The 10,574-nt window shown below is 35.1% G+C and carries 4 protein-coding genes; 1 reads left to right on the forward strand and 3 read right to left on the reverse strand.

Annotated elements, in window-relative coordinates; genetic code table 11:
- Window positions 1-12: 12 nt before the first annotated feature.
- The 3 genes from HGC4_RS15735 to HGC4_RS15745 form a co-directional block, all read right to left on the reverse strand.
- Window positions 13-1,965 (reverse strand): RagB/SusD family nutrient uptake outer membrane protein, encoded by a 1,953-nt coding sequence (locus tag HGC4_RS15735; RefSeq protein WP_050711095.1) that lies wholly within the window; start codon window positions 1,963-1,965, stop codon window positions 13-15.
- A 12-nt stretch (window positions 1,966-1,977) separates the two neighbouring features.
- Complete coding sequence (locus HGC4_RS15740) at window positions 1,978-5,184, reverse strand: SusC/RagA family TonB-linked outer membrane protein (protein WP_082204208.1); 3,207 nt, start codon at window positions 5,182-5,184, stop codon at window positions 1,978-1,980.
- 253 nt (window positions 5,185-5,437) lie between these two features.
- Window positions 5,438-7,648, reverse strand: a complete 2,211-nt coding sequence (locus HGC4_RS15745; protein ID WP_050711096.1) for a glycoside hydrolase family 3 C-terminal domain-containing protein — start codon at window positions 7,646-7,648, stop codon at window positions 5,438-5,440.
- 263 nt (window positions 7,649-7,911) lie between these two features.
- Between HGC4_RS15745 and HGC4_RS15750 the strand changes: the two genes are divergently transcribed.
- On the forward strand, window positions 7,912-10,476 hold the full coding sequence (locus HGC4_RS15750) for a Kelch repeat-containing protein (protein ID WP_050711097.1): 2,565 nt from the start codon (window positions 7,912-7,914) through the stop codon (window positions 10,474-10,476).
- The last annotated feature ends 98 nt before the right edge of the window (window positions 10,477-10,574 follow it).

The following is a 10,574-nucleotide window of genomic DNA, read 5'->3' on the forward strand; positions in this document are numbered from 1 at the left end:
AATTTTAGTCTGTTAGTAAATAGGATTTTGTGGATAAAGATTTGGATTCTTATTGAACTCACCTCCCGGTATTGGTTCGTAATACCATTTTTTCTCGAAGTTGAATGTCTTATTCCAAGGTTCTCTTTCACGTAGGAATATGTAAGAATTGATCCTTTTTCCACCTTCATATTTAATTTCATCTAATACCAAATAGGGCATTAAAGATTTAGGCACAAATTGACGTAGTTCAACATCGGCAACTCTCCAACGGCGGATATCCCACCAGTGGTGATTTTCGTAGCAAAGCTCACGCTCGCGTTCTTCACGAATAAATTGCAAATTTGAATCAAGTGAATACCCATATTTAGAACTTAAATCTGTCGGAGCAGGATTGTAAGGATATGGTTTAGCCCCTGCACGATCTCGTATTGCTGCTATATATGTGAATGCTTCTTGTTTTAATGCATTATTACCTTTTATTAAACCCAATTCATAGGCTGCCTCGGCACGGTTGAGTAATATTTCAGCATAACGGAATACCTTCCAGGGTTGTGAGCTGTTATATAGTTTCACTTCCGAGGTTTGCATTTTATAATTAATATACTTGCGAATAAAGAAGCCTGTACGGGTATTATTAGCGTGTCCATCTTTCCACATACCATGTTGACCTGTAATGTTAAATTTAGTTCCGGCATAGTCATACTGCGAATTTTTAGGACCTCCTAGTATTCTGTTTGATTCACTGTTGATGGGAGCTCCTGTCGAACCTTCTTGTGCATCAGATACTGTTCCATCATAGTTTAAGTATAATCCACGTTGAATATCAAACTTCTTTCCTCTAAGTTCCATTCCAGGAAAATAGAATGTTGCTTGCATTCTTGGCTCTAGGTTTTCATATAGTTCCTGAAAACTTTTGAAACGTCGCGGAGTATTATCTTCATTTACAATAGGCAGTTTTTCAAATAATTCAACAATATCAAGAATAGGATAAGCTGCAGCTTCGTTATCACTCGAAAAGTCTGGATTTGGAAGATGAGTTGCATCATAACTATGTTTCAATCTGTTATTGTGAGGAGCTGTGGTACTATATTCCTTAACAAAAATGTCCTCTTTGCTATTCAAGTCAAGAAACAAGTCAACATAGTTCTGAACTTTGTCGGAATTCATTTTATATAAATCGTATCCTCCCTCTTCAATAATTTTAGATGCATCATACGATTGTTGGAAAAACCATTCGGCATCAGTTTTCGGTATGCCTACTAATCCTTTGTCAACCGCTTCACCGGTAAATCCCACATCTGATCCATATTTAGCTATTGAACCTGCATATAACATAGATCTTGACATAAGGGCGGCGGCTACGTACTTATTAACTCTTCCTCTATCGCTTTTAGCGGGTAGATTTTTTATTGCAAAATCTAAATCTTCTTGAATAAATTTATAGACATCCTCCTCTTTATCACGAGGTACTTGTAATGTTTCGACGTTTGCAAGAGGGTCTTGAACTTCCTTTATAATGGGTATACCACCATAACGTTTCACCAATGCAAAATAATAAAATGCTCTTAAACAACGAGCTTCACCAAGTATAGCATTGTATGTTTCGGCTGTATATTGAGATTCAAAAGCCGGAAAGTCTCTGATCAACTCATTAATTTCGCGTATACGATCATAAGGCCAGTAACCAAAACCTTGTGCTCCTGCGATACCCCAAAATTGACCTGTCATTTCACCACTCATCGTAGCTAACGTCATCGAATTTTCCCAATAGTTATCCCATCGGAATCCTTTTTCAGGATGATATACAAAATCCTCAATAGGCAGATAACTATAAATACCTGTTAAATATTTTTGAAGCCCAGCTTCAGTTCCAAATAAGGCATTTTTATCTAATAATCCTTTAGGTTCCAAATCCATGTCGTTGCACGATATGGCAACAAATAGCGTTAGAGCAGATAAGAATATATATTTAATTTTTTTCATTTTCCTAGTATTTTAGAATTTAATAGATGCTCCTATATTATAGGTTTTATTAACCGGATATTTATAAACATCAATTTCGCTAGAAGAGGCTCCTCCTGCCGAGCCTGGATGCTCAGGATCAGTATATTTAAGACCTGTGAATGTAAGTAGGTTATAGCCGTTGAAATAAACACGAAGTCCTTTGATGCCAAATCTTCCTATTGTTTTTTGAGGAAAACTATATCCAACTTCAACAGTCTTAAGTCTTAAATAAGAAGCATCGCGTATAGTAACTTTACCTTCGCCTGTTGAAGAGCCTGTTGTTGGATAATATCCTGAAACCCATTTGGTCGATGGATCAAATATATCGGCATTGCGGTCTTCGGGATGCCATCTGTCAAGGAATTGAGTTAGCGCTCCTCCATCAAATTGAAGGGGAGATGCAAGTACTTCTGTATATTGGGTATATACGTTAGCAGTTCCCTGAAAAATAAAACTTAATTCTATGCCTTTCCATTCTCCTCCCAATATTATACCATAGTTAATCAATGGCAAATTGTAAGTTGCTATAGGATAATCGTCATTTCCATTTATTACACCGTCACCATTCCAATCTTCATAATAATAGTCTCCGGGAACAGTACCGCTACTCGTTAATGTTGAGTGATTATAGATTTGATTGTAATTAGTAAATTGTCCTCCATAACCTTTACCCCACCATATGTCTGCATAACGATTGGTGTTTCTATTTCTCCAGTTATCGTAAGAGTTGCCGGCTTTAGATTCATTATTAAATCTGTATTGATTGCGTGTAGTAGATATTTGTCCATTTACAAAATAAGAAAAGTCTCTTATTTTGTTTCGGTGCGTAAGTGCAAGCTCTACTCCAAATGTGCGGTCTGTTTTTAAATTTTCCTGAGGTAAAACAGCTCCTACTGTTCCCGGAATTACAGTACCTGCATTATCCAATAATCCTTCACGATCACGTTGAAAGTATTCGGCAGTACCACCTAGCAAGCCATTCCATAAATCGAAGTCTAAACCAAAATTACGAGTCTTAGATGTATACCATGTCAAATTTATATTAGGTATTGCAGTTGGTATAACACCTCCTACCAATACACCATTATATATCCATCCTCGATCGTTGGGTTCTAAGTTATATCCTACATAAATAGGTGGATAATCTCCCGCCGAGCGGTCGTCTCCCAATTTGCCATAAGAAGCTCTCAGTTTAATGTTATTTATAAAGGATAATGAACTATTCTCTTTGATAAAATTCTCCTCGCTAAGTCTCCATCCAAGAGATCCAGCAGGGAAGAATCCCCAACGGGAATCTTTCGGGAACTTTGAAGAAGCATCGTTACGGAAACTGAATTCAGCTAAATATTTTCCTTTATAATCGTAATTAAATTTACCAACCCATGCACGAGACGCACGTTCTCCAATTCCATACATACCTGCTAATTGTCTAAGGTCTTCTCCGGCAGACAGGTATTGAGATGCAACTAAAATTTCTCTTTGGGCATAGAAACTATCCCAACTAGCGTATTCTTCTTCGTATAAAAATAAGCCGCTAACATTATGGGCATCATTAAAACTGCGACTATAATTTAACGATAATTGCATCAAAGTTTTATAATCAGGAAATGACTCTCTACGAACTGTAGTGGGTGAATTTCTCAAATGAGGATTATATGATTCTGCCTTTATAATCTCACCATTCTGTCCATATTCAGCAGGAGTATAGCTATACAAATAATAAGCTTTTTTGTAATCAGTTTTATCGGTGTGCTTAAAGTCATAACTATAAAGACCTTTTGCAGTAAGTCCTTTAACTCCGGGCACATCGTAAGTTAAAGCCATTATACCATTAAATGTTCTCCCTACATCTTTTCTATATCCCGTAAGATTAGCGTCTATTACTGCCACTGGATTCTCATTATCAATCATATCGAAATTCGGATAGAGAGGATTCTCATTTACATAGATCGGCACGGTAGGTTTTTGTCTCCATGCTTGTTTATAAATAGCCCAGATATCAGTACGAGGTTGATTTTTTTCGTCCATAAAACCGCTCAGGTTTACTTGAACTTTCAATCGGTCTGAGATTTTTGCATCTACATTAGATCTAAAATTCCAACGGTTGTAGTTCAAATCGCCACTTTTGTAAGCTCCTTCTATATCCATATATCCTAGATTCAGGAAATAATTGATTTTTCCATTTCCCCCGTTGACATTCAAATTATGTTGAACTTGTGGTGACGTTTTGTTGAATGCTGCATCTACATAATTTGATGTCTTTTTTGTACCATCCAGATAGGGTTGAATATCTGCATCTGAAAACTGAAGAGGTTGTTGATTCATATAGTTCGAATCAAAATTACGACGAATTTGTTCGTTCTTCAACCTCATATAGTCAATAGCATTTACCGTATTAGGAACATATAAAAATTGTTGCCATCCTCGGTTTATCGAATAAGAAATGTCAAACTTACCGTCAGGATTAGATGTTCCCATTTTGGTTGTGATAAGTAAAACTCCGTTAGAAGAACGTACCCCATAAATAGAAGCGGAAGCATCTTTTAATACCGACACACTTGCTATTTCGGAAGGATCCATACGTGAGAAATAGTCCTTGTCTCGAGGGATTCCATCCACAACAATAAGTGGCTCTCCCATACCCCGAATATCTATTTTTGTATCAAATTCTCCGGGCTGAGCACTAAGTTGTGAAATACGTACACCGGGTATCTTTCCGGCAAGCATATTAACCACATTCTCATTTCGGGTTAAGGTTAGCTCCCTACTATCAATGGACGAAACTGCTCCTGTTAGGGTGGCTTTCTTTTGTGTTCCATAACCTACAACGACAACATCATCCAATTGGGTATTATCTTCTTTCAGAACAATAGTCTGATTGAAATTATTCCCGACACTAATTTCTTGCCTCAAATAGCCAATATAGGATATAGAAATCCGACTTTGAGGTGAAACCTGAATACTAAATTTCCCATCAAGATCAGTAACCGTACCTGTTTTAGAACCAACAACAATTACTGATGCCCCTATTATAGGTTCATCTTGCGAATCTTTCACTACACCTTGAAACATCTTCGTTTGCGAAAATGCCAAGGCAGGTATAAGTAAAGACATAAGTAGAAGAATGCTGTACCGCTTAATAGTATGCAGGTAACATTTTTCTTTTCTTAAATTGAAATCTTTTTCTGTGATTTTCATGGTTAAAACTTCATTAAATTTTCATGAGTATTGTTTTTAATTAATTCCTGTTGAAAGAATGTTCCAATTAATCATAATTGGCAAGGGGGTGTTCTTTGTTGTTTTGCATGATTTTATTTTTAGTTAACGATGGCAAATGTAGATCAGAGGTATTAACAGAAATATAAAAAAGCCATTAACCAGAGCATTAAAATTCCCATAATTTGAAGATTATGGGAATTTCTGATTGTATTAATTTATTCGGCAATATTAATTATTGAACAATGTATTCATTGCCTATAATTTCGAATTCTTTTTGAACCAAAGGCAGTTGCTCTGCTGTTGTTTTCGCAGGGGACGAAGCTCCAATATATAGCTTTCTTTTACCTGTTTCAATCTTTAATATACCTTCAGCATTAGTCAGCGCTATCTCCCGAGGGTTTAATTTAAATACTACATTTTGACTCTCTCCAGCTTTCAGCGAAATTCTCACAAATCCCTTCAGTGCATATAACGGCTTTACCTCTTTTGCTTCAGGATAAGACATATAAAGTTGTACAACCTCATCGCCATCTCTTTTACCCGTATTTTTCACACTAACAGTTACCTCTACTTCTTCGCCTGCTTTAATTCTCTGAGGCATTTGTATTGGAGAGTATTCAAAGGAGGTATAGCTAAGACCGTAACCAAAAGGATATAAAACTTGTCCATCAAAATATCTATAAGTACGATTTTTCATTTCGTATGATCCAAAAGGAGGAAGATCACTATCCTTAGCATAGAAAGTAACGGGTAGTTTTCCCGAAGGATTATAATCTCCAAAAAGAACATCTGCAATTGCTGTTCCCGAATCCTGTCCTCCATACCAAGCGTTTAGTATAGCAGGCACATGTTCTGATTCCCATTCAGTAGCAATAGCACTTCCTGTCATCATTACAAATACGGTAGGAATATCTGCCTCATGTAAGGCTTGCATCAAATCGGTCTGTATTTGAGGAAGCTTTATACTGGTTCTATCTCCTCCTGTAAACCCAGGAACATCTACTGGCATTTCCTCTCCTTCCAATTGTGGAGATATACCCCCTACAAAGATTACAACATCCATTTTTTTTAAGAGCTGCACTAAATCACTAATCTCTTTTTTACTGTCTACGGATGGCATAACAAAATCAATCCCTTTTTGATAAATCACCTCTGCATTTTTCAGTTTTTTCTTGATTGCTTTAAATGGGGTACTTATTTCAGAGGGAAATCCATTATAGTTTCCTAAAACAGATTCTTCATTATCGGCATTAGGTCCTATAACAGCTACTTTCTTGAGTCCTTTATCTAAAGGCAGGAAGTTTTTCTCGTTTTTTAATAAGACAATAGATTTTCGGGTTATATCCAAAGCTATTTTTTTGTGCTCCTGAGATTCCAGAACAGATAGGGGTATTTGTGAATACTTCACATCCTCAACAGAATCAAACAAACCTAATCTGAATCTTATTGTAAATAAACGTTTCAATGATATATCAATCTGATCTTCGCTAATTAGTCCCATCTTCACAGCTTCTATCAAACCCCTGTACGCCTGCTCTCCACAGTCTATATCAGTTCCGTGAAACACGGCATCAGCTGCCGCAAACTTCGAATCGGGATGTGTTTTATGATGACGATAAAAATCATCAATAGCACCACAGTCCGAAGTTACATATCCATCAAATTCCCATGTATTTCTTAATATTTGCTGCATAAGTAAATCGTTTCCACAACAAGGTTGTCCACCAAAAGCATTATATGCACACATAACTCCTGCAACTTTTGCATCTACAATCAAATCTCTAAAAGCAGGTAAATAAGTATCCCACAAATCGTATGGGGTGACAAAAGTATTAAAAGTATGCCGATTATTTTCGGGTCCACTATGTACAGCATAATGCTTAGCACAAGCGGCTGCCTTTAGATATTTATTATCATCTCCTTGCAAGCCTCTCACAAAAGACTTACCCATAACCCCAGTCAGATAAGGGTCTTCTCCGTATGTTTCTTGTCCTCTACCCCAGCGAGGATCACGAAAAATATTAATATTAGGTGTCCAATAGGTTAAACCATGATAGATAGTATAATTACCCTTTGATGAAGCATCGTTGTAAATAGCACGTCCCTCATCAGATATTGCGGACGATACTAGTTGTAACAATACTGGATCCCAAGTCGCAGCTAAACCTATAGCCTGAGGAAAAACTGTAACTTTGTATTCTGTACGTCCTATTCCATGTAAACATTCGTTCCACCAATTATAAGATGGTATACCCAATCTCTCAATTGCAGGAGCATCATTTAGCATCTGATATACTTTCTCTTCCAAGGTAAGACGTGAAATAAGGTCGGTTACTCTATCCTCCATCGGCAACGTAGTATCTCGAAAAGAATAGTCTTGCCCTTTAACAAAGTGGACAATAAATAGAGCGACAATTAATAACGTGAATTTCGTAATTTTCATGTAAATAGATTTAAATAAAATATTAACACAAAATAAAGATCAACACATTAAAAACTCATAAGATCTGCAATTAATAAACATATTAAAATTCCATTAATAGTGAAAAATCCCATCTATTTTCCTTAAAATTGCCTCAGAATAACCAATTCGAATATTCTTTTATTGTGCTGAAGAAAAGAAATACTCTATCTTTACATTTGTTAGCTTTTGTTACACCTTAATTACACTCGTTCAAAAATCTCTGTAAGACCACATATAATCTGATGAAAAAACTGTTTTTTATTGTATCTCTTATTTTCATTTCAGGATTATGTAATATAATCTCTTCTGACAATATTGATTATGGCTTATTCATTAAGGCTTTCCCCTATAATGACCAGGATAAGACATCTCTAGTTTTAGAGAATAATCAACCATTGAAATTAGGTAAGGAAACAACGATGTCTTTCTTTATCAATATTCGTAAAGACAATGCCTTTGGTGTTGTATTCAGAATTATTACTGACAAAAAGGAGAATATAGACCTTATGTTTACTGTGGGGGATAAAGACAAACGATATCCTATGCTCGTTATCAATGAATCGGTCTTTATGATTTCGGAAGAAATAGTCTGTGATCAATGGATTCCTTGTAGTATAACATTATCATCCGAAAAGAATGAGATTTCAATAGTATATAATAATACAAAATTAGCTGTACCACATTCTCTGACGGAAACCAAAAATGCTTTAATCTCATTTGGTCTCTGTCCTCTTACAGGATATTCTCTTTATGATATTGCATCTGTGAACATACGAGACATAAATATTTTTGATAAAAAAGAATTAATTCGTAATTGGAAGCTTCGCGAACATGATGGCTTAAAAAGCTTCGATTCGGTGGCTAATGTACCAGCCATAACAACCAATCCTCGCTGGATTACCGATATGTATGCCTCATGGGAAAAAATATATTCGAAACAGATAAAAGCAAACTCATTGTTTTGCTTTAACCCTAATGAAAACTTGATATATATTATAGATCCCGATTCTAAGGATATTATAACTTTTGATCCTGAACGAAGAAACGAAACCACAACTGCTGTAAAAAGCGGAGTGATTGCCGCTAATGCTCCCAACCAAGTGTTTTATAATCCTGAACAAGATTTATTGTTTTCTTATAATTTAGATGAAAATACGATCTCTCGCTTTTCATTTGCAAATTCATCATGGGACAGCCATATAGAATCCAAATTAGACCATGGATATTGGAATAATTCAACATCCTATTCAAAGACAGACTCTACTATTGTATCTTTTGGCGGATACGGTTTTTACAAGTATAACAACGAATTAATTCGTTTACATTTAAATCATGGTTCAATCACAAAAAGTAACTTATTAGACATTCCACCACGGCATTCGGCATCGACTGCTATTATAGGTAATACATTGTATATATTTGGAGGAAGAGGAAATAAATCGGGTAGACAAGAATTATCTCCTAAGAATTATTACGACTTCTATTCTGTAAACCTATTAACAGAGCAAACAAATAAGCTATGGGAAAATAAGTCTGAAAATATAGATTTTTTACCTAGCGAAAATATGATTTTCGATGAAAAAGAGAACTGTTTCTATATTTTTGCCACTAAAGACGGAGGTACTTTATTAAGAATAGAGAAAGACAAAATAGGATATACCTCTGTTTCTCATCCTATACAAGAAGACCTTAACGCTCATTATTTATACACTAACTTATATTTCTCTCCAAAGCTGAAGAAATTTTATGCGTTAGTAAATAAAATAAAGACAGATGGATCGGCAGAAGTAAGTATATACTCTCTAAGTTATCCCCCAGCAGCTATAACTGACTCGGTAGTAAATGAACAGTCTTCTGATCATACATTTTCTTTTTCTTTTAAACTTATTATTTTAATCGTATTAGGATTAGTGGGATTAATACTATTAATACTATTAATATATTTTCAATATAGAAAAAGACCTTGCAGCAAAATAAACAACACTAAATTACCGAATACACTCGAAGCTAATAAAACCGATAATATAAAAAGAGAGATTGAAACAAGCTATTATGACTTCTCGAAGCAATCAATCTGCTTTCTCGGTGGTTTTTCTGTTACCGATAAAGATGGACATAATATAACCGGACAATTTACACCAATGCTAAAATATTTGCTCATTCTTCTCATTTTACATACAGTAAAAGAGAGTAAAGGAATATCGGGCAACAAGCTTATTCAACTACTGTGGTTCGACAAGAACGATGAATCTGCCAAAAATAACAGAAATGTTTATTTAAGTAAGCTTAGAACAGTATTGGAGAATGTTGGCGAGTGTACAATAACAAATCAGAATGGTTTTTGGTCTATCTCGCTTGGAGAGAATATTAAGTGTGATTACATAGAAACCATGAAATTATTCTCTTTAATCAAAGAGAATAAATCTTTGGCTCCCTCAGAAATAAATAAATTAGTAGAACTTTTGCTCAAAGGGGTATTTCTTCCTAACACTGAAGCTGATTGGATTGATAATTTTAAGAGTGATTTTTCGAATTTAACGATTGATACATTAACAAGCCTTTCTAGCGATGGATATGAGAAATTAAGCGACGAACTTAAATTGAAAATTGCTGATATTCTTTTTTTACATGATTATATAAATGAAGAGGCTCTTTATTTAAAGTGTTCTATTTTCTTTAATTCGGGGAAAAAAGGTATTGCTAAAGGTATCTATGATAATTTCTGCAAAGAATATCTCAATCTGTTGGGAACTAAATATAAGTATTCTCTATCGGATGTTATTAGTAGAAAGAATATTACGAAATAGCTAACTCCCTATATATTGTTTGAGGGTTTATGCCAAAACAAAGGATTACTATCAAAAAATAAAATGTAATTGTGTTAATAATAGTTATTTATCAGCTA

The sequence above is a fragment of the Dysgonomonas sp. HGC4 genome (assembly GCF_001261715.1).
In the GTDB taxonomy this organism is placed as follows: Bacteria; Bacteroidota; Bacteroidia; order Bacteroidales; family Dysgonomonadaceae; genus Dysgonomonas_A.